This window comes from Corynebacterium sp. TAE3-ERU16 (assembly GCF_019209935.1).
GTDB classification, from domain to species: domain Bacteria; phylum Actinomycetota; class Actinomycetes; order Mycobacteriales; family Mycobacteriaceae; genus Corynebacterium; species Corynebacterium antarcticum.
In genome coordinates this window covers 41,428-64,176 of sequence record NZ_JAHUTN010000004.1, presented here as the reverse complement: position 1 = coordinate 64,176, position 22,749 = coordinate 41,428, and the positions used below count along the sequence as shown (strand labels likewise).

Here is a 22,749-nt window from a genome sequence, read left to right as displayed (position 1 = left end):
GACGAAACGCTTGGACATAAATATCTCAACGCTCCACGCTAGGAAGACAGCTTTTTTCTTCAGCCACAGAAAAAGGAAACCACCCAAAAGTGTGCTATTTCATTTCCAGAACTGAGCAGTACCGTAGAGGTCGAATTGCGCCCGGACCATAACTCCGAGATTGCACAGAAAATACAACCTAGAAAAGCGCCGGGAATGCCTGGAGAAATCCTGTGAGCCAGGCAAAGAGACCACCGAAGGCGGCTATGACCAAGAGCACGGTCACCATCGTGAGCCGCTTGGCGACGCCTGAATCCTCATGAGCCTCTGGGACGGTCGGTGTCGGGGCACTGGTGCTGGTGGGAGTGGGTGTCACGGCCGGCTTTGGGGTGCTAGTGCTGGTGGGAGTGGGTGTCACGGCCGGCTTTGGGGCGCTAGTGCTGGTGGGAGTGGGTGTCACGGTCGGTGTCGGGGCACTGGTGCTGGTGGGCGTGGGTGCCGCCGAGCTTCCGTTTCCTTCAGGCCCGGGGTCCAGCGTTCCTGGTTTATAGCCGCTTTCAGTTCCCGCGTAATCAGGTATTTCCCCTACGTCGATCGCTCCATCCTCCCATTTGCGACAGGCCTCAAGATGAGCGTATGCGGTCTGCCAGTCAGAAACTCTCGCTGCCCTGTACTGCTCGAAATCCATCTCCAGCAATTGATTGAAAGAAGCCTCGAGACTGGGCCTCAGTTTTTGGAATGCAGCTTCCTTCAGTTTCGTCATCCCAGGCGAGTCCCCAGGGTTGTACAGGGGGAAATAGGAAGATTGAAAATAGGAAGATGTATCATTGAACGTTTCCAATGAAGTGAAGTCAGTTTTAGATGCCGACTCCTTGAGGCGCTCAAAGTGTTCTGGGCTCAATTCCCCAGTTTCGTCAAGATGAGGGTATTGGTCAGGAAGATCAGCGGAGATCTCGGATGCAAGGATAAACTCTGGCGGCTCGTTGTCCAGTGCTTTCGCCAAGTATTTGTTTTCCAGCGCATTCGTCAGATAAACGGCATTTTCAAGATTAAAACCCTGGGAGGTGATCCTTTGCTCCAGAGCTTCGGGTATATCCTCCTCCACTATGTACGATTCTTCGGAAGGGTTGGATGGCGAGAGACTCAGAAGATCATCAATAAAATCTAGGCCTTTTGCCTCCCAAATCACTCTCTGAGGAAAGGTGGAAGCCTGATCCATGTAGAAACGATCTTCAATTACGCTACCATCCCCAAAATGCCCGTCGGTGTGAAAAAGACAGTACTTCGCACCATCGATATGATCGTACCCGGTAGTCACCCTGACATATGCGTCTGCGCTTCCAGCAAGAGTCAGTGCAGTGATGATGGCGGTAGCCCAGGCAATGGGGATTGTTCTTCGCATGTGAACCTATCTCATTTTCTCGGAAAATACTTTCCGGGCAACGGTAGCATAGGTAGAGCACTCGTGGAAGACATCAAAGATGATGGCCTCTGACTGATGCCACGCCTCAAAAAGATCGTACTTTTTGGATCAGATATGAACTGATCAGAAATGTCAATTGGGGATATCTATCGATATTACCAGCATTTTGACAGCTCGCCGAGCTGTTCGACGGCCGTGGGGACGTCAGACTGTTCATGAAGCTGCCCGACGGGTTCATGATCGATACGCCGGTCGGCCCGTACAGCCCCGCCGGGGCGATCGCGCAGAGCGGGGACGGCGGGGAGAGAATCTACACGGTCCTCGACACCGGACACGCACCCGATCCGGCTCAGAGAGATCCCTCGGAGAACGCGAGGATCGCCGCGGCCAGGAAACACTTCGCGGCGATCGGCGTGAATTACGGGGTGGGGGTGCCGGGAGAATGGGGTCTGTAATTGTGGAGCTGTACGCCGCGGTGAAGCGGGCCCGGGGCCCGGGATTGAAGCCGACCCAGGCTTCCGGGGTAGCGGGCAAGCACAGGCACCGGATCCTGGGGATCAGGCGTACCCGACGTGACACCGGCGGCAGCGGGAACCCGATGAAGTGAACGGTGCGCCCCGAGCCGGAAACCTGCACGGAACAGATCAACCCGGCCCCACAGCCGCAGATCGTTACGATCCGGACGTCTGTGGGGCCGGGTTGTTCATGACATCAGGCGTTCACCGTCAGGCCCGCGGGAACACGCCGTCCTCCCCCAGCCGGACATCCGGGTCGAGGATCAGGTTGATCTCCGCCTCGTGTCCGCCCTTCTCGGGGAGCCTGCGCCCGACGGGCACCTCGTAGAGCGGTGCGCGACCGATCATGCCGGCCTCGAGCCTGCGGACACCGGCCTGCAGGCGGGTGCTGGCCCGCCGTCGCCATTCGTCGACGTCCTGGCCGGCGTTCGCCAGGGCCTTCTCGAAGCAGGTCGGGTGTGCGAGGACCACGACGGCCGAGACGTGCCCGAACCCGAGCGAGGTGAGCACACCGGCCTTCACTGCCCCGACCCCGAGGTCGAGCGGTTCCCGCAGCCACACGAGGTTCGTGGCCTTCGGTGCGATCTCGGGATCGACGCAGTCGAGCGCCGCGTTGGCGGGCAGCGCTCCGGTCGCGAGAATGTGGGTCAGTCCGCCGATCTGGAAGAGGGCGGCACCGCCCTTGGCGTGGCCGGTCAACGTCTTCTGGGAGACCACGAACATGGGGTTGTCCGTGTCCCGGCCGAGAGCCGCCCACAGCTGCGAGTGCAACTCGGACTCGTTGGGGTCGTTCGCGTTGGTGGAGGTGTCGTGCTTGGACACCACGCGGACGTCGTCCGGGGTGAGGCCCAGGCCCTTCAGGTTGCGGGCCAGGGCGGAGCGTTCCCCGCCGCGGGCCGCACCCAGGGCACCGAGCCCCGGGGCCGGGATCGAGGTGTGCGCCCCGTCGGCGTAGCTCTGGGCGTGGGCGACGACGGCGAGCACGGGCAGACCGAGCTTCGCCGCGACATCGCCGCGCGCGATGATGACGGTGCCGCCACCCTCGGCCTCGACGAAGCCGCCGCGGCGACGGTCGTTCGCGCGGGAGTAGAAGCGCTCGTCGATTCCCTTGTCCGCCATCGCCTGCGAGCGGGCGGTGGCGTTCATGTCGCCGAAGCCGGTGAGCGATTCGACGCTGATGTCGTCGATGCCGCCGGTGACCACGACCTCCGCCTTCCCGACCCGGATCTTGTCCACGCCCTCCTCCAGGGAGACGGCCGCGGTTGCGCAGGCGGCGACGGGGTGGATCATCGCGCCGTAACCGCCGACCCAGGACTGCATGACGTGTGCGGCGACGACGTTGGGCAGGGCCTCCTGCAGGATGTCGCTGGGGCGGTCCTCACCGATGAAGCGGGAGACGAACACCTTGTGCAGGGACTCCATGCCGCCGATGCCGGTGCCCTGGGTGCAGGCGACGTCACCGGGGTGCACCGCGGTGAGCAGTTCGGCCGGGGTGAAGCCGCTGGCGAGGAACGCGTCCACGGCGGTGACGAGGTTCCAGCAGGCGATCCGGTCGAGACCGTCGATCATGGAGGCGGGGATGCCCCAGTGGGCCGGGTCGAAGCCGGTGGGCATCTGGCCGCCGACGGTGCGGCTGAGGCACGCCCGGCGCGGGATCGAGGCGCGGGCGCCCTTCGCCTTGTGCACCGTCCACTCACCGTCGTCGCCCTCCCAGATCCGGGTGGTCGCCGGGTCGGCGTCGAGGTAGTCGCGGGCCTCGGATTCGCTCGCGACGGTGAATTCGATGTCGCGGTCGAGGTACACGGTCGCGAGGTCGATCGATCCCTGGTCGACGAGGGTGAAGTCGTCGACGAAGGTGCGGATGCCGGAGCGGGCGACGACCTCGTCGCGGAAACGGTCGTAGATGTCCTCCTCGGCGACCGCGGCACCGGAGTCGTCGTACCAGCCGGGTGTGGGGTCCTCCGCCCACGTGATCAGACCCATCATCCAGGCGAGTTCCATGACACCGGCCGCGGTGAGATCGACGCTGCCGTCGCGGTGGATCCCGTACTCGGCCTCGGTGCGGGTACGCCCGGAGCCCCAGGATGAGACCTCGCCGACACCGACGACGACGATGAGGTCCTCGAGGTCGGTGGTCACCTCGCCGATGTCGACGGGCTGCGGCTGTGCGCGGCGGGCCGGGGTGGGCAGGGCGCGGATCGTGGCTCCCGTGTCCCCGGACTCGTCGGTGCCGGCGGCGGCCGCGGCCAGCGCGTCACGGTCGATGCCGCGGGCGAGTTCAGGCAGGGACACCTCGGAGTCGGCGAGACCACCGGTCAGGTCGGCGTCGATCGGGGCATCCGCCGCGCGACGGCGGGCGTCCGGGGTGGCCAGTCCGAGCAGGTCGCCGGTGATCTCGTCGGGAGTGTAGACGTGGATGCCGGCCTTCTCCGCGGCGGGCACGAGCAGGTCGTTGCCGCCCATGAGGTTGGTGCCGGACACCCAGCCGATGCGGGCCTGGGCGAGGCTGATGTGCTCGGGCCAGCCGGTCTCGGAGTGCCACTTGGCGAGGATCGCGTCGAATGCGGCCTTGACCTCGCCGTAGGCCCCGTCACCGCCGAAGGTGCCGCGGTTCGGGGAGCCGGGAAGGACGACGTGGGCGCGGGTGCCGACGGAGCCGGTCGCCGCGAGTCGGGCGAGCCCGGCGATGGTGCGTTCGACGGACCAGAGCAGCAGGCGGGCCTGGTTCTCGGCGGCCCCTCCGGCGTCGGCGAGCGATCCGGAGACCCGGGGCGCGGCGAACGGGAACGCGAGGGTCGGGATGAGTGCGGGCTTGGTCACGGTGACCTTCTCCCCGACGGTGACCTTCTCCTCGGTTCCGATCCAGTCGATCAGGGAGTCGACGTCCCGGAAGGAGGACATGTTGGCCGGTACCAGCCAGAGCCGGGCGCCGGCGGTGGCGTGCGCCGCGTAGAGGCCGCGCGCGTACTCCTTGCGGGCCTGCGTGACGCGGGAGGCGGTCATGATGACCGTCGCCCCGCGCTCGAGCAGGCCGGCGACGATGGAGCCGGCGATGGAGCCGGGCGCCGCACCGGTGACCAGTGCGACCTCCCCGTCGAACTCGGGGGTGGAGTCACCGGTGGCGGCCTCGGCGATGCGGGCGAGAACCTCGCGACGGGTCTCGTCGTCGGTGCTCTCCGACCACCAGCGGGCCTGTCCGGCGACGGTCTCCCCGGTACCCGCGAAGCGGGCGATGGTGGCGGTGTCGTCGGTGGCCGCCTCGGCGCCGGTGGCGATGCGGGCGAGTTCCTCACGGGCGATCGCCCAGCGGTCGTCGAAGAGCACGGCCCGCTCCGCGTCGAATACCGGGGTGACGAGTTTCAGCCACTGGGGGCCGAGCTCCGATTCCACGGCCTCGAGCAGGGCCCCGTCCGCGGAACCACCGTCGGTCTCCTCGGGCGACGGGGTGAGCCCCAGGGTGTCGAGGATGGTGCGGGCGGTGGCCGCGAGGACACCGTCCGGTCCGGTGACGGTGTCGGCGTAGGCGTCGAGGGCCGCGGAATCGACAACTCCCCCGCCACCGCCGGTCGATCCGCCGCCGAGGGATACCTCGGTGCTGTTCGCCGCGGCGACGGCACGGACGGCGGCGTCGATGAGTGCGTCGAAGTCGGCCGTCGAGGTCGGTTGCGCGCCGGGCAGGGTACCCAGCTCACCGCCCCGCACCGATTCCTCGGTGCGGGTGCCGAGGACGAGTTCCACCTCGACGGGGGCGACCCAGCTGGTGGGCAGACCCCAGGTTCCGGTGACGCGGTCGCCGATGTGGGCCGCCTTGGACCCCGCCTGCGCGGCGAGGGTGCGCAGGCGGGCGCCGGTCAGTTCGGACAGCACCGGTCCGAAGGGCGTGTAGCCGGGGGCGGCGGTGGTCACGCGGGACTTCAGCGTGGTGACGTCCGCCTCGGCGGCGCCGTCGATCGTGGGGACGCCGAGTTCGGCGGCCATGTCCATCAGCAGCTGGTTACGCCTCGAGGAGACCCCGTTGGTCAGTGTCTCGGTGGTGTCGGTGCCGGTGATCTGCTCGGTGCGCAGCTTGTTCTGCACCGCGAACAGGGTGATGATCGCGTCGGCAGCGGTGAAGTTCAGTTCGGGCGCGGGTCCCGCGGCCTGCCCACCTGAGGGGGCGGGATCGGCTGCGGGGGCGGCGACCTCCGCCGTTGCGGGTACGGGGTCCGGGGTGGCGGTCGCGGTCCCGGGGTCGACTGCGGCGGGTTCGTCCGCGGCCGCGTCGACCTGGTCCTCATCCGCGGTGTCCGTGGCGGGGGCGTCCTGCTGATCGGTCAGGTACACCACCTGTTCGTCGCGCTCCAGGTTGTGGACCGTCGTGGTCGCGGTCGCGAACTGCGGCAGTTCGAGGGTGCGGGCCATGAGGTTCGCCAGCGTCGGGGAGGACGCCAGGCCGACCTCGACGACGTGCTCCACGCCCCGGTCACCGAGCAGCAGCGCCTGGGTCTCGATCCACCGGACCGGGGAGGCGAACTGCCAGGACAGCAGCTCGATGAGCAACAGCCGGGCGAGTGCCGCCGGGTCATCGGAGGCGAGCTTGTCGAACGCACCGTCCTCACCGAGCAGCTCCCGGAGGGGCTCTGCGGGGACGACCTCGAGGATGGACTCCGCGAAGTCGCGGGTCAGCTCGAAGGGGCGGGCGACGAGGTTCGGGATGTAGCGGTCGACCAGGGCGTCGACGTCCAGGTCGGTGGGCAGCAGGGCGTCGAGCTTCTCCGCGAAGGCGGCGACACCGGGGCGCAGCACCGAGGAGTGGAAGGGGACGTCGATTCCGGGGATCGGGATGAACGCGCGGCGTCCACCCGCGGCCTCCGCGCGCGCGGCGGCGTCAGCCTCCAGTGCCTTCAGTCCGGCGAGGGTTCCGGCCACGGCGTACTGCTGGCCGGCGACGTTGAAGTTCACGATCTCCAGGAACTCGCCCGAGGCTTCCGCGATCGAGCGGACGTACTCCACCACACCGTCGTCGTCCACGCCGAACTGGTTCGGTCGCAGCGCGCCGAGGCCGTAGTTGGAGCGGCCCCGGTCGTCGCGCGGGACGAGGGAGTGCATGGCCGAACCGCGGGAGAAGACGATGTCGATGACGCCCTCGAGCTCGAAGATCCCGGCCGTCGACGCGAGCGAGGTGTACTCGCCCAGCGAGTGCCCGGCGTACATCGAGCCGGGGACGAGCAGTCCCTCGTGCCGCAGACGCTCGGTCTGACCGTAGGCGACGACGGCGAGAGCGACCTGGGTGAACTGCGTGAGGTAGAGGACACCCTTCGGGTGCCGGTAGACGGTCTCCCCCACCTTCAGCTCGACGGGGTTGTCGTCGACGACCTGGATGATGGAGAACCCGAGTGCGGCGCGGGTGTGTTCGTCGGCCCGCTGCCAGACGGCGCGGGACGCTGCGGAGGCGGCGCGGTCCGCGCTCGCCATGCCCTGTGCCTGGATGCCCTGGCCGGGGTAGACGTAGGCGGTGGTCGGTGCCTCGAGGAGCGCCTGACCGCGGGAGACGACGACCCCGTCGATACGGCAGGTGACCTCCACTGCCGGGTTCGGGCCGCTGCGTCCGACGCGCTCGACGGTGATCTCCACGACGTCATCGAGCTGCACCATGCCGTACATGGAGTAGGTCCAGCCGAGCAGGCGGGCCGGGCGACTGCCTGGCTCCGCTGCGGTGGCGAGGTGCTGGGCGGTGGCCGAGAGCCACATTCCGTGCACCAGCGGTGCGTCGAGGCCGACGAGGCGGGCCGCGTTGGTGGAGGTGTGGATCGGGTTGTAGTCACCCGACACCACGGCGAAGGGGGTCATGTCGCCCGGCGCGGTGACCGTCGCGCGGCGGATGAAGCTGCGCGGGGTGTCGTCGATCGTGGCGTCGACGCCACCGAACTCGGGTGCCGCCGGTGCGGGGTCGGTGGTGGTGACGCGGCCGCGGATGGCGAAGCGTTCGACCATCGTGGCGATCACGTCACCGTCGTGGCGCAGGACGAGGTCCACGGTGACGATGCGGCCCGAGGCGGACTCGTCGAAGGGGCGGGTGCGGGCCTCTACGTCGATGTGCCGGTCGGTGCCGTCGCGCAGTTCGGCGAGCGGGACCCGGAGGTCCACGCAGTGGTCGAGGTGCACGGCGTTGAGCAGGCCCTCGATGACGGGGTAGCCGTCGGAGAGTTTTCCGGAGCCGAGGGCGGTGTAGATCGCGGGCCAGCAGGGCCCGACGAGGGCGTCGGCGGTACCGGGCGCGGTGCGTACCCCGGTGAGTGCGGCGCCGGTGACCGCGGTGTGCGCGGTGAACAGGTGGGCGGGCAGGGTGAAGGAGTCGCGGACGACGCCGAACGCCGAGCCCTCATCCTCGTGGACGCGGGGCAGGTCGGTGATGTCGTCACCGGCCGCCGAGGTGGACCCGACGCCCGCTACGCCGGCGAGCAGCGCGTAGACGCTGTCGGGGAGGTGTTCCCGGGAGACGACCGGAACGGCGCCGGTGGCGCAGGCCTCCCCCAGCAGGACGGGGATGTCGACGTGCTCGATGACGAAGGGATGCTCTCCCTCGAGTCCGTCCCAGTAGGAGTCGCAGAGGATCCGGATCGTCCACGGGTCACCGTCCGTGTCGGGTTCGAGGAGTTCGAACGCCTCGGGGTCGAGAACGTGGGCGGGGTTGTCGATGAGGTGTCCGTGCCACACGATGTGCGGGGCGGCCAGCAGGAAGTCCCGTTCGGTGACGGCGGAGGCCAGTCGGGAGAACACCTCGTGGACGGGAGCGTCGTGTTCCCTCAGGTCCTCGACGCAGGCGGCCTCGAAGCGGCCGAGGAGTTCAGCGACGGGTTCATCGACGCGGTCGATGCCCGCGACGGAGACCGGCCCCGGGATGCAGCGGACCTTGTCGGCGTCGTAGCGGTCGTCGTGTGCCTGCCAGAGTGTGTCCAGTCCCCACCAGCGGGCGATGTCGGCGTCGATGGCCGGTACCCAGGGCATGGGCTTGTGGTGCTTGCGGTTCAGCCCGATGAACCAGGCGGCGTCCCGGGCGCCGACGATGGTGTCGGTGGCCTCCGGGTAGCGGTCCAGGAGTTTCTCGACGGCGGCGGGGCCATCGGTGATGGAGTCGATGTCCGGGAACAGGGTGGGGATCTCGCCGTGGTCGGCGGGCGCGAGGCGCGCCTCGATGCGGTGGACGAGGTCGAGGAAGCGGTCCGACCAGCTCGGGTCGGTCCAGGGCCAGGCGAGTTCGACGAAGCGCTGCAGCCACTGCGCGTAGGTCATCTCGGAGACCTCACCGAAGTAGGGCTTCGCGGTGGAGTCGAGGGCCGCGATGATCTCGTCGCGGCGCGCGGCGACGGCCTCGTCGGAGGATGTGTCCAGGGAGCTGAGCAGTCGGGAGCAGCGGGCCGAGGAGTTGTCCACCTCGTACATGTCGGCGTGCAGGTGGGAGAGCCCCGAGGTGACCCCGCCGCGGGAATCGCCGCGACCGACCCAGCCCCCGGCGTCGTCCGGATCGACGCCGGGTGTGTCGACGAGGAGCTGCTTGACCTGCGGTGAGGTGGTGGCCTCCTTCGTGGTCATCGCCGCGGTGCCGACGAGGACACCGTCGACGGGCATGGCGGGCATGCCGTGGCGGGTCGCCCAGGATCCGGTGATCCACTGCGCGGCCTTGTCCGGGGTCCCGATGCCGCCGCCGACGAGGACGACGACGTTGTCGTGGGCGCGGATCTCCGCGTAGGTGGCCAGCAGCAGATCGTCGAGGTTGACCCAGGAGTGGTGGCCACCCGCGTGCCCGTCCTCGATCTGCATGATGACCGGGGTGTCCGGGTTGGCCTCCGCGATGGCGAGGCAGGCCCGGATCTGTTCCACGGTGCCGGGCTTGAAGCAGACGTAGGGGAACCCGTCGGCGTTGAGGCCGGTGATGAGCTCGGTGGCCTCCTCGATCTCGGGGATACCCGCGGAGATGGTCACGCCATTCAGCGAGACTCCCGTGGCACGTGCCCGGGAGACGATGCGCTGCGCACCGAACTGGAGGTTCCACATGTAGCGGTCGAAGAACATCGAGTTGAACTGCGCGCAGCGCCCCTGGTCGAGCTGCGCGACGAGTCCGTCCCGATTCTTGGCGAAGACCTCCTCCGAGTACTGTCCGCCACCGGCCATCTCCGCCCAGAACCCGGCGTTCGCCGCGGCGGCGACGATGCCCGGATCGACGGTGGTCGGGGTCATGCCCGCGAGGATCACCGGCGAATTGCCGGTGAGGGTGGTGAACTTCGTCTCCACGCTGAACGAACCGTCGGAGAGGTGCAGGAGCTTCGGGGCGAACCGGGAGAAGTCACTGGCCTGCGGCAGCTCGGTGCCCGGGGTCGCCAGCTGGTCACGCGCCGCGACGGTCGAGGCGTCGACGATCGCGATTCCCCTGCCCTGCAGGAGCGGGCGGGTCATCCGGTCCAGCGCCCCGCCCGGATCGATGACCAGCAGGTGCGAGCAGTTGTCGAGGCAGTCGGCGAGCTCCGTGTCCCAGTCGTGGTGGTCGACCAGGATCGACCGCGCGAGATCGGTCGCGGGGACGTCCTCCAGGCCGCACCGTGCGGACAGCGCCGCGGCGCGGTCCACGGCCGGGGTCATCGACGAGTGGTGGAAGGGGGCGGCGACCTCGAGGACGTCGAAGAAGGGCTCGATCAGTGAACCACCCCGCTTCTTGCCGATGATTCCCTCGTTGTGGGTCTCGGCGGCCGCCGTGAGCGCCCCCCGGACACGGGCCAGTCCCTCTGCAGTCCCGGCGAGAACGAAATGCCGGGGACTGTTGCGCAGTGCGACCTCGACGCCGGATCCGGGGAGTTCCGCGATCGCGGCGTCGAGTCCCTCGCGGCAGAAACCGCGGACACTCAGCATGCAGGATTCGTCCGAGCTGATGTCGAGTTCGCGCGCGCGAGCGGAGGTCACGGCCCCGAGGATCAGAGCGAAGGCGACGACGTCGACCAGCCGCGAACGGTCCCCGTCCGCGATGGCCTCGGCCGCGGCGACCCCGAGGCTGCCCTGTGAGTGACCGGCGAACCGCCAGGAGCTCAGGCTGACCCCGGCATCCACGAGCTGATGGAGGGCGCCGATCTGCGCGAGCGTGATGCCCGCGACGGAGACCGCGGGTTCCCGGTCGAGGGGCAGCCGGTGCGCCGCCGCCCCGCCGATCAGGGAGTGCAGGCGTTCACGGGCGCCGGGAACGATGATGGAGATGTCGCGGGCGGCTGGGGCGCACCGGTGCCAGGCGGCGTCGAGAAGCTCATCCAGGAGCCGGGCGGTCGACGTGTCCGTCACACTGTCCGCCAGCGCCTCGACCCACTGGGACGCCTGTCCGGCGAACAGCATCCCCGGGTGCGGGATCTGGTGCAGCGGGGTCTCACCGGCGGTGAAGCTCGTGATGTCGTTGGTGTCGGCGTGCGTGGTGGTCACTGGTGGGACTCCTCGGTAGGACGTCGACGGTGGTACGCACGCGTCGGCCATCCGGGCCCGGAATCCGGGAGTGTGGGAGCTGGTTTCCCGCCGCGTCCGCCCGCCGTCGTACTCGGATTGGCGTGTGCTGACTACTGATCGACGGCCCCATCCCGTGCCCCACGTCCGGCGACCAGCCGGGTCACCGGGGCATGCGGACAGATGACGGACCCGTCTCCCCCGGAGCGTAAGACCGTAAGGTTAGCCTGTCGAATACATTTCTGTATCAAAGCAATACGATCATGTATCGCAGCCGCTCACAGCCGTGACAACCTCTGATGTGTTCTTTCACGCACCCGTAACGGAACGGCGGAACAGCGTTTCACACGGTCGGCCGAATGGTTGCCCCCACCCCGGTCAAGCACATGCGGGAGATGACATCCGCAGTGCGGGCCCGCTCCCCGGGGCTACTCCGACACATCCTCCATCGCGGGCCTCGACGAGGCCATCAGCAGAGTGAGAACCAGGTCCAGGATGTCGTCCAGCTCGAGCATCGTCCCCCGCCGGTGGTGCTCGGCCTCAATTTCGGACAGCCGGTCCCGCCACACCGACACCCCGGTGTAGCGCATCGTGATGCCGATGACGGCCTGCGCGATCGCCTCGGTGCGTTTGACCGGGACCCGACCGACCTCCGCGAGCATCAGCTCGAGAGCCCGTCCGACACCGACGACGAAGTCACGGTTGATCTCCATGAACTGCATCGCCCACTCCGGTTCCCGGGCCGCGCGCGCGAGGAGCTCGTTGTGCAGGACGAGGAAATCCCGGTCCAGCCCCAACCGCTCCCTGGTCCGCAGCAGGGCGTCGGTCAGTTTCTCGGCCGCGACCTCGTCCGGGCATGAGGCGTGGCGCGCGCCGGGATGGAACGCCGCGACCCACTCTCGGGTCACGGCGTCGAGAAGCTCGATCACCCGCGAGTACTCCTCCCGGACAACCAGGGTGAACAGCGTGTCCTTGTCCGCGAAGTTGGAGTAGAACGCACCCCGGGTGAAGCCCGCGGTCTGGCAGATCCGCTCCAGGGTGCACCCCTCGAAGCCGTGGGAGGCGATCACCTCCCGGGTCGCCGCCGCCAATCTGGACCGGGTCTCCGGATTACTGCGCACCACGCCTCATCTCCTGGGGGTAGTTCATCGATGTCGCTGCGGGGACGCCTGCATGGAGCGCCCGCCCACGCCTCGTCTTCCCTGCCCGTGGGTCACATCTGCACCATCGGGTGATACCCGGCCGGGATCCGGTGGTTGTCGACGATCTGCTTACCGAAGGGGAAACAGGTCACCGGGATCATCTTGAGGTTCGCCAGCGCCAGCGGGATCCCGATGATGGTCACCGCCTGGGTCACCGCCGTGGTCAGGTGACCGAGGGCCAACCAGAAACCGGCGACGACGAACCAGATGACGTTGCTGAATGTACTGAGTCCGCCGGAACCGGTGTCCGGGACGATGACCGAGCGGCCGAACGGCCACAGGGCGTAGTTGGCCATCCGGAAGGAGGCGACGCCCGCGGGGATGGTGACGATGAAGATGCACGCCAGAACCCCGAAGATCACGTAGGCCAGAGCCAGCCACACGCCGGCGAATACGAACCAGATGATGTTCAGGAGGAGCTTCATGCCCTCATTCTACGGCCACTGTCTGGGCACTTCCTGTGCTTCGCCCCCGAGTACGACACGGATCACCGACCGTCTCCGGCCCACCCGTCCGGCACCGGCTGACAGTGGGGGCACCACCAGATGACCCGCTCCAGCTCGCCGTCATCCCCGCCCCTGTCGACGCCACCGAGGAAACTCTGCTCGATCAGGCTCCCGCATCTGCGGCACGGGCGGTGGTTGCGTCCGAACACGTAGGCCGTCTCCCCCGCCCGCTTGACACCTGTGGTCACCCGCACCGGTTCAACGCGGTTCGCCCACATCAGCCGGCGGGTCACATCGAGAATCCGATCCACGTCCACCTCCGATACGGGCTTCGCGGGATGTACACCGCACAGGAAACAGATCTCCGCGCGGTACTCGTTGCCCACCCCGGCCAGATTCCTCTGGTCGAGCAGCGCGGCGCCGATGGCCCTATCCGGGCGGGCCAGAATGCGGCGCCGCGCCTCATCCCGCCCCCATTCAGCCCAGTCGTCGTAGAGCACGTCCGGCCCGAGATACCCCATCCGTTCCCGGTACCCGGACGCGGGAAACACCCGCACGAGCCCCAGGTCGAAACCGACGACCTCTATCGGTGCACGATCTGGACCGTCACTGAGCCGGAGCACCACCCGCGCCGCATGCCCGGGTTTCCGCCACCGGGTCCCCTCCCGGTGCACCGACCAGGTGCCCTCCATCTTCAGGTGCGTGTGCAGGATCCGGTCGCCGAAGGACATGAACAGGTGCTTGCCGAGCGGCCACACCGCGCCCACGGTCTCCCCGGTGAAGGAGACTGTGGCGTACCGGGGTACACGTATCGACGTCGCGGTCACCTCGCGTCCGCACATGAACTGCATCCGGGCGGACAGCTGGTGGACGGAATCACCCTCGGGCACGGGGCTCCTTTCAGGATCATGGGGGCACCTGATCAACCTGTGGGTGCAGGTGATCGTCCGGCACCGGGGTGGCGACAGTGGTTGTACGTCCACCGTAGATCCATCCGCAACAGCGACGGGATGGCGGGCGACTGCCACCGCACCAATCTCCACTGTGCGGCGACACGATTCTCCGGGCGGAAACACCCTCAGATCATTGAGTACGACTCTCGCAGGTTGCACCTCTTCCCATGATGCCCGTGGTGTTGTCCCGGTTTCGCAGTCACCAGAGCGCCTGCATCACTACCGCACGGAGCGTACCGGTGGAGATCACTTCCCGGGGTGCCGGACGTCTGGCCACCGTCGTCTCACCCGAGTTTTCGTCCCGGCGGTGCAGGCGATGGAGGATCTGGCGGACATCCTCGGTGGCAGAACCATCGGGAGATTCACGAGCGGATCATGGTCCCCACGGGAACAGTGAAGACGGAGGACGGTCGTCGTGCTCACCGGAAGAGATGAACATGAGGTCTCTCATCCGGACTGCGCCGTCACCGCGCTGACCCGGCCATCTTCCCGGTGCGTCCGGGCCGCGGCCCCCTCACCGCCCCGGCTGCCTCGGCCTGCGGAACCCGCCGCCGGGCGGCGGATCGTCGAAGGTGAGGTCGATGTCGGAGGTGTCGGCATCGGCTGCGGCCTCGGCCAGCGAGCGCCCCGGTCGGGTGCGCGCCACCCGGGGCGTGACGGTGCCGGTGGTTCCGGCCAGCCGCAGTCCCTTCGGGGTGATCGCGGTCCCCGCCGAGCGGAAGGCCCCGACCAGCGGCGATTCGAGGGCAGGTTTCCCGCCGATCTTCTCCACGGTGAACCGGGACATCCGCCCCGCCGCGACCGCGTCCACCAGGGCGGCGACCACGAGGGCGACCATCTCCGCCTCCCCGACGGGACAGATTCCGGTGAACAGGGTGAGGCTGCGGCCACCCCGGGTGAGGTACGCCAGCGGCAGCCCGTCGGCCAGGACCACCACGGCACCGGCACTGCGGGTCGGCCGGGCCCCCGGGCAGTCCGGCCACGGCAGAGCGGCTCCGTAGGGGTTCGCCGGATCAGCGGCCGCGAGCAGGACCACGTCCGGATCGGTGGTTCCCGACGGCCAGCCCTCGACGTCCGGGGTGTCGGCCAGGCCTCTGAGCCGGTCGATGACGGCGGTGGTGGAGAACTGCGCGGCGCCGAGGCCGTCGATGACGTAGCCGCGCATCGCTCTACCGGTCTCCTCGAAGGAGGACAGGACCTTGTAGGCGAGCGCGAACCCGCCGGTGACATCCTCGGCGACGACACTTCCCCGGGTGACCACGCCGTACCGGTCCAGCCACGCCTCGCCGTGCGCGACGGAACGGGTCGTCGGGTCGGTGGCCGGGGTCACGGCCGCGGCCCACCGGCCCACCATGTCCGGCGGAGCGGACACCGCCGTCGCGTTCGCCCGTTCGGCCTGCGCGAAACGGGTGCGTCCCATGCGCAGGCGGTTGCGGACGGGTCGGCGTTTGGCCCGGTGCGCCGTGGCGCCGGAGGTCGTTCCCGCGAGGCGGGCCCGCAGCGGCGCGAAGCTGTCCGGGCTGACCAGTCCCAGTTCGACGAGTTCCCGGAGGGCGTCCGCCAGATCGCGTGCCCCGACCCTGCGCGGCACGGCGATGTCGAGGTCGCCCTGAGCGAGGGTGGACACCTCCCCGAGCAGCTCGGCGAAGTGGAAACCCCCGCCACGGTGCAGCACAGCGAGCACCGCCTCCTGCAGTTCGGTGAGCGTGGGCGGGTCGGTCTGCGGGGCGAGCTGCGCGGCATAGTCGGCGGGCAGCAGCATGATCCACGGGTCGCGGGAACCGGCGGAGCCGGCGCCCAGGATGAGCACCTCCCCGGTGGCGGTCAGCTCGTCGAGCAGGCGCGGGGTGTAGTCACCGACGCGGGCCGGCAGGACGAGGGTTTCCCAGGCACTCGCGGGCAGGCGGACACCGGCGAGCTGTTCGATGACCGTGTACACGCCGTCCGCGCCGCGCAGCACCGGGCGTCGACCGACGCCGGCGATCTGGTGCCAGTCGGTGAGGAAACGCGCGAAGGTCGAACCGCTGACGGGCTCGGCCTGGGAACGGGCGAGCGCCAGTGATCTGCCGCGGATGGTGCGCAGGACCTCGACTGCGCAGTACTCGGGTCCCTCGACCCCGGCACGGTAGTGCCCCTCGATGACGGTTCCGTCGGTGACGGCCTGGCGGAGCGCGGTGTGCGCGGCGGCGGGCGCGAGCCCGAAGGTCTCCGCCAGATCCCCGAGGGTGAACGGGCCGCGGGTTCGGGCGAAGCGGTTCACGAGCTGGGCCAGGGCGTCGGTGACGGTGGCCGGTTGCGCGGCCACGCCGGCGGGTACCGGAACACCGAGGGCGTCGCGGAGCAGCGGGGCGTCGGGGGACTGCGCCAGGTGCTCGGTTCCGGCGATGCGCACGAGCATGACCCGGTCGCGGAGGTGGTCGAGGGAGAGGTCGACGACGGTGCCGGGCTCGCCGAAGGTGCAGTGCTCGTGGACCCTGGTGACGGGGATGGGGCCGATGATGCGCAGTACGTCGGCGAGTTCCTCCGGGCCGCGGGCCTTCCGGCCGTCGGCGGTGCGCTGCAGCTGGGCGTGGACCTCGGTGATGACCCCGGCGTCGAGGAGTTCCCTGAGTTCCACGGTTCCGAGCAGTTTCGCCAGGAGCGCGGGGTCGAGGGCGAGTGCCGCCGCGCGTTTCTCCGCCAGCGGGGTGTCACCCTCGTACATGAATGCGCCGGTGTAGTTGAACAGCAGCGAGGAGGCGAAGGGGCTGGGTTGGTCGGTGGTGATCTCCGCGATGCGGACGCGACGTGCACCGAGATCGGAGCACAGCTGTTTCAGCGCCGGCAGGTCGTAGACGTCCTGCAGGCACTCGCGCACCGTCTCCAGGATGATGGGGAACGACGGGTATTTCCGGGCGACGTCGAGGAGCTGCGCCGAGCGCTGGCGCTGCTGCCACAGCGGTGCCCGTTTGCCGGGGGTGCGGCGCGGCAGGAGCAGTGCGCGGGCCGCGCACTCCCGGAACCGGGAGGCGAACAGCGCCGAGTTGCCGACCTCCCGGGTGATCAGGTCCTCGATCTCGTCGGCGTCGAAGGTGAACAGGTCGGCACCGGGTTCACCGTCCATGTCCGGCAGGCGGAGGACGATGCCGTCATCACCCGCGACCGCCTGGGCGTCCATGCCGGTGTTCTCCGCGATCCGCGCCCCGACGGCGAGCGCCCACGCCGCATTCACCCCACGCCCATAGGGGCTGTGCAGTATGATGCGCCAGTCCCCCAGCTCGTCGGTGAAGCGTTCCAGTACCAGCGTCCTCTCGTCCGGGACGATGCCGGTGGCGTCGGCCTGCTCCGCGAGATAGCGCGTGAGGTTGTCGTGCGCCCAGGTGTCCAGGCCGAGCCCCGCGGCGCGCACCGGATCGGCGGCGACCTCGCGGCGGAACGCCCCGAGCGCGGCTCCGAGTTCGGCGGGCCGGCCAGCCTGGTCCCCGTTCCAGAACGGCAGCCTGCCGGTGTGCCCGGGTGCCGGGGTGACGATGACCTGGTCGCGGGTGATCTCCTCGACCCGCCAGCTCGACGCCCCGAGGGTGAATACGTCGCCCACCCGGGTCTCGTAGACCATCTCCTCGTCGAGTTCACCGACCCGGCGGGGTGCCCCGCCACCCTCACCGGTGGTGCCCGCGAGGAACACGCCGAACATGCCCCGGTCCGGGATGGTGCCGCCGGAGGTGACGGCCACCCGCTGGGCGCCGGGCCGGGTGGTGAGCATCCCCGTGACCCGGTCGTAGACGACGCGGGGGCGCAGCTCCGCGAAGTCGGTGGACGGGTACACGCCGGAGGCCAGGTCGATGACGGCGTCGAACACCTCGCGGGCGAGGGTGGAGTACGGATGGGCGCGGCGGACGGCCCCGTACCATTCGTCGACATGGATGTCGCGGGCGGCGACGGTGGCGACGGTCTGCTGGGTCAGCACGTCGAGGGGGTTGCGGGGCACGGTCAGTTCCTCGATCGCCCCGGCCCGCATCCGTTCGACGGTGACCGCGCTCTGGACGAGATCGGAGCGGTGCTGCGGGTAGAACGAACCCCTGGAGACCGCGCCGACGGTGTGCCCGGCGCGACCGACGCGCTGCAGTCCGGCGGCGACCGAAGGCGGTGAGGACACCTGGATGACGAGGTCGACGGCGCCCATGTCGATGCCGAGTTCCAGGGATGAGGTGGCCACCACGCAGGTGAGCTCCCCGGACTTGAGCTGTTCCTCGATGCGGGCGCGTTCCTCCTTGCTCACCGAACCGTGGTGGGCGCGGGCGAGGATCGTGTCGGCCTTCCCGGCGACGTCGACGGATTTCATCAGCTGCGCTGGTGGTCTGCGGGTCGGTGCGGAGAGCGCACCCGGGTCATGTTTCTCGGCGTGGATCTCGTTGAGTCTGCTGGTCAGTCGTTCCGCGGTACGGCGTGAGTTGACGAAGACGAGGGTGGAGCGTGCCCGGGTGATCTCCGTGTAGAGCTCGCTCTCGATGAACGGCCAGATGGAGCCTGCGGTGGGCAGCGCCGATTCCTGCGGTGCACCACCTGTCGCCGGTTCCGGCCCGTCGGTTCCGTCGAGCGGCGCGGTCAGACCGAGGGGATCGTCGATGACCGCGTCCCCGATGGTGGAGGCGTGCTCCGGGGTGGGCAGATCGGACATGTCGGGGACGGGGACGTGGACGTCGAGTTCCCACCGTTTCCCGCTGCCCGGTGCGATGATCGCTACGTTGCGGTCGGTTCCGCCGAGGAACGCGGCGACCCGTTCCAGGGGCCGGACGGTGGCTGAAAGCCCGATGCGCTGCACCGGCCGCTCGGTGAGCAGTTCCAGGCGTTCGAGGGACAGCGCGAGGTGCACACCGCGTTTCGTTCCCGCGAGGGCGTGGATCTCGTCGATGATGACGGTGCGTACGCCGGTGAGTGTGCCCGCCGCCTTCGAGGTGAGCATGAGGTAGAGCGATTCGGGCGTGGTGATGAGGATGTCCGGCGGGTTGCGCTGCTGACGGGCCCGTTCCTTCGCCGGGGTGTCGCCGGAACGCACGCCGACGGTGATGTCCGGCGCCGCGACGCCGAGGCGGTCGGCGGCACGGGCGATCCCGGTCAGCGGGGCACGGAGGTTGTTCTCCACGTCGACGCCGAGTGCCTTGAGCGGGGAGATGTAGAGGACCTTCACCCCGGAGCCGTCGGTGCCGGTGGACGCGGGCACCGCTTCAACACCGTCCGGGGCGGGCAGGCGGGTCTGGCCGGGGCGTGCGGCGAGCGAGTTCAGCGCCCAGAGGAATGCCGCGAGGGTCTTGCCGGAACCGGTGGGGGCGACGACGAGTGCGTGTCCTCCGGTGGAGATCTCGGCCCACGCCTGTTCCTGCACGGCGGTGGGTCGGGCGAAGACGTCCGTGAACCAGGTCCTGACCTCCGGTCGGAAGCGGTCGAGTGTGGACGTCGGCATGTCCCCCATTCAACCAAATGTTCGCATCGGCGGGTTATCCGCGTCGGACGGTCGGATGATTTCCGAACATGCCCGACCGTGTGACGGGTATGACCCTTCGGGCGCCGAGCGGGCGCCCGTTCCAACAACTAGAGTGGGGACCATGACCGCGAACATTGACGATGCCATTCTCACCGCCCGACTCGCCCAGGGAACAGGCGACATCCTGAAGGGGGTGCGTGACGTCGGACTGTTGCGGGGTCGTGGCCTCGGCGACGCCGGTGACGAGCTGGCCCAGAGCTGGATCGCCCGGGTCCTGGCGCAGCACCGCCCGGACGACGGCGTCCTGAGTGAGGAGGCCGCGGACAACCCGGCACGCCTCGGCAAGGACCGCGTCTGGATCATCGATCCCCTGGACGGCACCCGCGAGTTCGCCACCGGTCGACAGGACTGGGCGGTGCACATCGCCCTGGTCGACAACGGAAGGCCCCTGTCGGCGGCGGTCGCCCTCCCCGACCTCGGCGTCGTGTTCAGCTCCCACGACGCCCGCGCGGTGAGCGGCCCGTTCGCCCGGAAGATCATCATGTCCCACAACCGGCCCCCGAAGGTCGCCTTCCACGTCGCGGAGAAGCTCGGCTTCGAACCGATGGACATGGGTTCCGCGGGCGCGAAGGCCATGCACGTCCTGCTGGGCGACGCCGACGCCTACGTCCACGCCGGTGGGCAGTACGAATGGGACTCCGCCGCACCGGTCGGTGTCTGCCAGGCGGCCGGCCTGCACTGCTCCCGTCTGGACGGCAGTGAGCTGACCTACAACAACAAGGACACCTACCTGCCGGATCTCCTGATCTGCCGGAAGGACCTCGCCGACGAGATCCTGGAGATCGCGGCCGGGTTCCTGAAGGAAAACGGCTCCTACACCTAGGCCGTACCGTGTTCCGGAACACAGCCCCCACCGGAAAGGCCCGGGGCTGTGTTCCGTTAGTCTGGACGCCATGAGCGTCACCGCCATCCACACCCCCTACGAGGATCTCCTCGCGCAGATCATGCGCGAGGGAACCCACAAGGACGACCGCACGGGAACGGGAACGACCAGCCTGTTCGCCCGCCAGATGCGGTTCAACCTCGCCGACTCCTTCCCGCTGATCACCACGAAGAAGGTGTATCTGAAGGGCGTCGTCGGCGAGCTGCTCTGGTTCCTGCGGGGCGAGTCGAACATCGGGTTCCTGAGGGATCACGGGATCCGGATCTGGGACGAGTGGGCCTCCCCAGAGGGTGAGCTGGGCCCCGTCTACGGGGTGCAGTGGCGCAGCTGGCCGACCCCGGACGGCCGGCACATCGACCAGATCTCGCAGGTCCTGGACCAGCTGCGGAACAACCCGGACTCCCGCCGGATCCTCGTCTCGGCGTGGAACGTCTCGGACCTGGAGAAGATGGCACTGCCCCCGTGCCACCTGCTGTTCCAGCTGTACGTCGCGGACGGGCGCCTGTCCTGCCAGCTCTACCAGCGCAGCGCGGACATGTTCCTCGGCGTCCCCTTCAACATCGCCTCCTACTCGCTGCTCACCCACATGTTCGCGCAGCAGGCGGGGCTCGATGTCGGTGAGTTCATCTGGACCGGCGGCGACTGCCACGTCTACGACAACCACCGGGAGCAGGTGGAACTCCAGCTGTCCCGCGAACCGCGCCCGTATCCGCAGCTGCAGCTGCGTAAGGCGGACTCGATGTTCGACTACACCTTCGACGACATCTCCGTCACGGGGTACGACCCCCACCCCGCGATCCGCGGAAAGGTGGCGGTCTGAGACATGGGCTACCGGGCGATCTGGGCGCAGTCCGTCGACGGGGTCATCGGTGACGGCGGGGACATGCCGTGGCACATTCCCGAGGACCTCGGGTACTTCCGGAAAACCACCCTCGGTTCCGCCGTCCTGATGGGACGGCGCACCTGGGAGACGATCCCGGAACGCTTCCGTCCCCTACCCGGCCGTGACAACTACGTCCTGACCACCCGCCCGCCAGGTACGTGGTCGGAGGGCACCACCGTGATCGGTGATCCGTCCCAGGCCCCGGAGGACGCGTGGATCATGGGGGGCGGCCGGGTCTACGCCGACACCCTGCCGATGGTGGATGAGGTTCGGGTGACGCTCGTCGACGCCGAGCTGCGCGATGTTCTCGGCCCTGTCGCGGTGTTCGCACCGGAGCTCGGGGACGCGTTCACGTGCACCGACGACACCGACTGGATCGAATCCGCGAAGGGCCGGCTGACCGGCGCGGCCGAGGCAGCCCGGCAGGAGGGGCCGCTCCGTTACCGGGTGCTTACCTACCGCCGCGACCCGGTGGAATAATCCCCACGCCCGGTGGCGTTGTACCGGGCATGAGCGACAATCACATCACAGTTTTCCTGACCGACTGGTGCCCGTACTGCAACCGCCTGGTGAAGGCCCTCAACCGCACGGAGACGCCGTTCACCGCCGTCAACGTCGAAGAGGACGCGGAGGCCTCGGCCTGGGTTGAGTCGGTGAACGACGGCAACCGGATCGTGCCCACCGTGAAGTACTCGGACGGTACGCACGCCACCAATCCGGCCGCATCCGAGGTGCGCCGCAAGCTGGAGGAGCTGCAGGGCTGACCCCGATGAGACCCGACGGCCCCCGGACGCGGTAATGCGTGCGGGGGCCGTTTCCCGTTCCTGCGACGGTCGACTGTTCACCGGTGTACGGCCGGTCGGGGAACCTGACACACCGGGTTCGCCGCCCGGATTCGATCGGCGAATGGACGAACCGGACACGCCACCAGTTCGTGGCGGTCAGCCGGGTTCCGAACCGTGCCGCCGGCACGACCGGGACCGGATGCGCGGTTACGGTAAACAGCTAGTCGTCGCCGCCACGCCAGAGGTGCAGACCTCCGCCGGTCCGGCGCGGTGCGGAAAGGCTGATCAGCGCGAGGACGAGCCAGGGTACGCCGACGAACAGTGCGAGAAGGAACCACCAGCTGAATGTGACGGCGACCGTCCCGGCCAGGATGAGTCCCACGGGACAGGCGAGCCCCGCAGAGGAGCGCAGTTCCGGGATTACCGTCACCCCGGCCGCGGTCATGGCGGTGAGAAGTGAGCTGACCCCGAAACCCCAGGTGAGTGCATGGATACCGGCACGGTGCGCGAGGAGAGCGAGTACCGCCCAGACGGCCGCGAGGATCCAGGTGACGACGATCCACGGACTGAACGGCACGTTCTGCTTCTTCCGCTTCGCGTTCCTGCGTTTCACGGCCACTGTGCCGTCACCTTCTCTCGTTCCCGGGGCCCGGAACGGCCATCACCGTCCGTCGGAGCCAACCTACCCGGGAACACGGGGAGC

General features: G+C 68.6%; 12 protein-coding genes. 5 read left to right on the top strand and 7 right to left on the bottom strand.

What is annotated here, in order from left to right; genetic code table 11:
- Window positions 1–178: 178 nt before the first annotated feature.
- Window positions 179–1,381: a hypothetical protein gene (locus tag KRX55_RS05395; protein ID WP_218406770.1), complete on the bottom strand. Its 1,203-nt coding sequence runs from the start codon at window positions 1,379–1,381 to the stop codon at window positions 179–181.
- A gap of 203 nt (window positions 1,382–1,584) precedes the next feature.
- Here KRX55_RS05395 and KRX55_RS05390 point away from each other — a divergent pair, with 203 nt between their 5' ends.
- Complete coding sequence (locus KRX55_RS05390; RefSeq protein ID WP_255567611.1) at window positions 1,585–1,857, top strand: restriction endonuclease; 273 nt, start codon at window positions 1,585–1,587, stop codon at window positions 1,855–1,857.
- A 270-nt stretch (window positions 1,858–2,127) separates the two neighbouring features.
- On the opposite strand, the gene KRX55_RS05385 is transcribed toward KRX55_RS05390, so the two are convergent.
- The 5 genes from KRX55_RS05385 to KRX55_RS05365 form a co-directional block, all read right to left on the bottom strand.
- Complete coding sequence (locus tag KRX55_RS05385) at window positions 2,128–11,271, bottom strand: type I polyketide synthase (protein WP_255567610.1); 9,144 nt, start codon at window positions 11,269–11,271, stop codon at window positions 2,128–2,130.
- 530 nt (window positions 11,272–11,801) lie between these two features.
- Entirely contained in the window at window positions 11,802–12,494 is a 693-nt protein-coding gene (locus KRX55_RS05380; protein WP_218406767.1) for a TetR/AcrR family transcriptional regulator, read from the bottom strand.
- A 92-nt stretch (window positions 12,495–12,586) separates the two neighbouring features.
- Window positions 12,587–13,000 carry a YccF domain-containing protein gene (locus KRX55_RS05375; RefSeq protein ID WP_218406766.1) on the bottom strand — a complete coding sequence of 138 codons (414 nt, stop codon included), beginning with the start codon at window positions 12,998–13,000 and terminating at the stop codon, window positions 12,587–12,589.
- A gap of 62 nt (window positions 13,001–13,062) precedes the next feature.
- Window positions 13,063–13,911 carry a DNA-formamidopyrimidine glycosylase family protein gene (locus KRX55_RS05370; RefSeq protein ID WP_218406765.1) on the bottom strand — a complete coding sequence of 283 codons (849 nt, stop codon included), beginning with the start codon at window positions 13,909–13,911 and terminating at the stop codon, window positions 13,063–13,065.
- A gap of 577 nt (window positions 13,912–14,488) precedes the next feature.
- Entirely contained in the window at window positions 14,489–19,414 is a 4,926-nt protein-coding gene (locus tag KRX55_RS05365) for an ATP-dependent helicase (RefSeq protein ID WP_218406764.1), read from the bottom strand.
- Between the two features lie 142 nt (window positions 19,415–19,556).
- Here KRX55_RS05365 and KRX55_RS05360 point away from each other — a divergent pair, with 142 nt between their 5' ends.
- The 4 genes from KRX55_RS05360 to KRX55_RS05345 all read left to right on the top strand — a co-directional run bounded on the left by KRX55_RS05360 (window position 19,557) and on the right by KRX55_RS05345 (window position 22,025).
- Window positions 19,557–20,318 carry a 3'(2'),5'-bisphosphate nucleotidase CysQ gene (locus KRX55_RS05360; RefSeq protein WP_198737598.1) on the top strand — a complete coding sequence of 254 codons (762 nt, stop codon included), beginning with the start codon at window positions 19,557–19,559 and terminating at the stop codon, window positions 20,316–20,318.
- 70 nt (window positions 20,319–20,388) lie between these two features.
- The gene (locus tag KRX55_RS05355; protein ID WP_218406763.1) at window positions 20,389–21,198 is read left to right on the top strand and encodes a thymidylate synthase; all 810 of its coding nucleotides are present in this window, start codon (window positions 20,389–20,391) and stop codon (window positions 21,196–21,198) included.
- Window positions 21,199–21,201: 3 nt separating this feature from the next.
- Window positions 21,202–21,741, top strand: coding sequence for a dihydrofolate reductase (locus KRX55_RS05350; RefSeq protein ID WP_218406762.1), 540 nt, complete (start codon window positions 21,202–21,204; stop codon window positions 21,739–21,741).
- A gap of 29 nt (window positions 21,742–21,770) precedes the next feature.
- Window positions 21,771–22,025, top strand: coding sequence for a mycoredoxin (locus tag KRX55_RS05345; RefSeq protein WP_200259570.1), 255 nt, complete (start codon window positions 21,771–21,773; stop codon window positions 22,023–22,025).
- A gap of 241 nt (window positions 22,026–22,266) precedes the next feature.
- On the opposite strand, the gene KRX55_RS05340 is transcribed toward KRX55_RS05345, so the two are convergent.
- Window positions 22,267–22,659 (bottom strand): hypothetical protein, encoded by a 393-nt coding sequence (locus tag KRX55_RS05340; RefSeq protein WP_218406761.1) that lies wholly within the window; start codon window positions 22,657–22,659, stop codon window positions 22,267–22,269.
- Window positions 22,660–22,749 lie beyond the last annotated feature (90 nt).

Coding starts and splice junctions, on each gene's coding strand:
- KRX55_RS05355 (WP_218406763.1), top strand. CDS start 20,389: ATGAGCGTCACCGCCATCCACACCCCCTACGAGGATCTCCTCGCGCAG.
- KRX55_RS05385 (WP_255567610.1), bottom strand. CDS start 11,271: ATGCTGTTCGCCGGACAGGCGTCCCAGTGGGTCGAGGCGCTGGCGGAC.
- KRX55_RS05365 (WP_218406764.1), bottom strand. CDS start 19,414: ATGCCGACGTCCACACTCGACCGCTTCCGACCGGAGGTCAGGACCTGG.
- KRX55_RS05345 (WP_200259570.1), top strand. CDS start 21,771: ATGAGCGACAATCACATCACAGTTTTCCTGACCGACTGGTGCCCGTAC.
- KRX55_RS05375 (WP_218406766.1), bottom strand. CDS start 13,000: ATGAAGCTCCTCCTGAACATCATCTGGTTCGTATTCGCCGGCGTGTGG.
- KRX55_RS05360 (WP_198737598.1), top strand. CDS start 19,557: ATGACCGCGAACATTGACGATGCCATTCTCACCGCCCGACTCGCCCAG.
- KRX55_RS05395 (WP_218406770.1), bottom strand. CDS start 1,381: ATGCGAAGAACAATCCCCATTGCCTGGGCTACCGCCATCATCACTGCA.
- KRX55_RS05350 (WP_218406762.1), top strand. CDS start 21,202: ATGGGCTACCGGGCGATCTGGGCGCAGTCCGTCGACGGGGTCATCGGT.